Below are 2007 nucleotides of genomic sequence, written 5' to 3'. Positions count from 1 at the left end.
CGCGCCTGCGCCAGGCCGCTCGGCCCCGGCGCCCGGCCGGTCTGCGCCGGGCCGCGCAGCGCCGCCGCCCGGACGCTCACCACCTGGACGATCGCCCAGGCTGCCACCTGGACGGTCGCCGGCACCGGGACGATCCACGCCACCCGGACGGTCGCCCAGGCCGCCGCCCGGACGATCACCTCCGCCAGGACGGTCCAGGCCACCACCGGGACGATCACCTCCGCCGGGACGGTCCAGGCCACCACCGGGGCGATCCGCGCCGCCCGGACGATCGCCGGCACCGGGCCGCTGCCCGCCGGGCCTGTCGCCAAGGCTGGCGCCGCGATCCACCTGGTCCATGCGTCCCCGGAACTGGTCGCGGCTCTGCGCCCTGTCCCGCGAGGCGGCAGCGGTGCCGCCCTGGTAGCGATTGCGCACCTGGTCGTTGCGGTAGGCGACGCCCTGCCGGTGCGTGCTGTCGTGTTGCCAGCGATTGCTGCTGATCTGGTTCCGGTTGACGTTGATGTTGTTGTAGCGGTTGACATTGACGTCCACGTCGCCGCGTCCCCAGCCGGGCCGGGCCCAGCCCCAGAGCGAACCCACCAGCGCCACGCCTCCGGCGAAGGCCATGCCGGTCAGGATCGCGCTGCCCACGCCCCAGCCCGCCGGCGGCGGGTAGTAGGGCGGCGGGTACGACGGATAGGGCCAGCTGCCATAGACCACCGAGGGGTTGTAGGCCGGCACATAGACGGTTTCGGGCTGCGTCGGCTCGATGACGATCACCTGCGGTGGCGGGGCGACGGCGGGCGGCGGCGCACCCGGGGCCGTCGGCGGGACGGTGACGTTCTGCGTCACCGTCACGGTCTGCTGCGGTCCGCTCTGCAGATGGCCGGCAGCCTGGGCACGCGCGCGCAGCACCTGGACGGCGTTCAGCACGTCCTCCTGCTGCGCGAGCAGTGCATCGCCGACCTGCTGCGTCCACTCCAGCTGGTCATTCATCAGCGTCAGCACATCGGGGAAGGGCACCAGGGACTTCACCGATGGATCCCAGGATTGCGCCTCCAGCGCGCGCGCCAGGGCATCGCCCCGCAGCTGCGCATTGTTGCCCTGCCCCAGCCAGCGCTTCGCCTGCACGACCTCCAGCGGGTAGGTCGCGGCCATCAGCACCTGCATCAGCAGCTGGTCGGGATACAGCGCGACAGGCGCCAACAGCTGCTCGAGCTCCGGCTGCGTCAGCAGGTCGTCGGCCGGGGCCTGTGCGAGTTCCGCCATGGGCGGCAAGGCGGTACGGGTCGGCTGTGCGAAGGCCGGGCGCGCATCGGGCCAGCCCAGCAATGCGACGCAGCCGAATCCGGCAGCCAGCACGGCCACGCCGAGGCGCCGCCAGCCCCCGGTCCCGTTCGGACCGCAGCGCGCGATGACGAGCGGCATGCATACCTCCCCAACCGCGCCACGCCTTTCGCCGGGCGGGCGCCAGCGTCGGCCTGGGCCGACATCGTCACACCATCGTGCGCCGGGCCCGACGGCCGACCAAGACGAAAGCGCACCTCGGAAGGATTACGATAGCGAAAGCGCGCGACGCCGGATCACGCCCGTCGCTCGCGCCAGGCGCGCAGGGCGACGGCGACGCCGACCAGGACCACCCCGGCCGCCGCGCCGAAGGCCAGCGCATAGGAGCCGGCGGCCGCGACCAGCACGCCCACCAGCGGCGGGCCGATGATGACGCCGAAGAAGGTGACGGACAGGACCGCGCCCACGCCCGCCCCGGCGTTACCCGCCGGCGCCAACCGCGCGGATTCCGCCAGCAGCACGCCGTTCCAGCCAAGCGAACATGCTCCGATGGCGCAGAGCAACACCACCAGCACGGCATCTGGCGGCCAGCCCGGCCCCGCGAAGGCCAGCGCCAGCAGCCCCGCCGCGGTGCCGAGGCCGGCAAGCGCCAGCACCTGCATCCCACGCCCGCCGCCGCGATCCGCCGCCGCGGCCCAGGCCAGGCGACCCACGGCGCCTGAAGCCTGCGCCGCCGCG

Annotated in this window: 2 protein-coding genes; both read right to left on the bottom strand. The window is 73.9% G+C overall.

Annotated features, from left to right (window positions below):
* A partial coding sequence (locus tag OZN99_RS30530) for a DUF3300 domain-containing protein (RefSeq protein WP_270938967.1) occupies positions 1 to 1410 on the bottom strand: 1410 nt, incomplete at its 3' end.
* A 155-nt stretch (positions 1411 to 1565) separates the two neighbouring features.
* On the bottom strand, positions 1566 to 2007 hold a 442-nt coding region (locus OZN99_RS30525; RefSeq protein WP_456299917.1), incomplete at its 5' end, for a hypothetical protein.

Source organism: Falsiroseomonas oryzae (assembly GCF_027856955.1).
In the GTDB taxonomy this organism is placed as follows: domain Bacteria; phylum Pseudomonadota; class Alphaproteobacteria; order Acetobacterales; family Acetobacteraceae; genus Falsiroseomonas; species Falsiroseomonas oryzae.
This window is presented reverse-complemented; position numbering and strand designations above follow the sequence as displayed.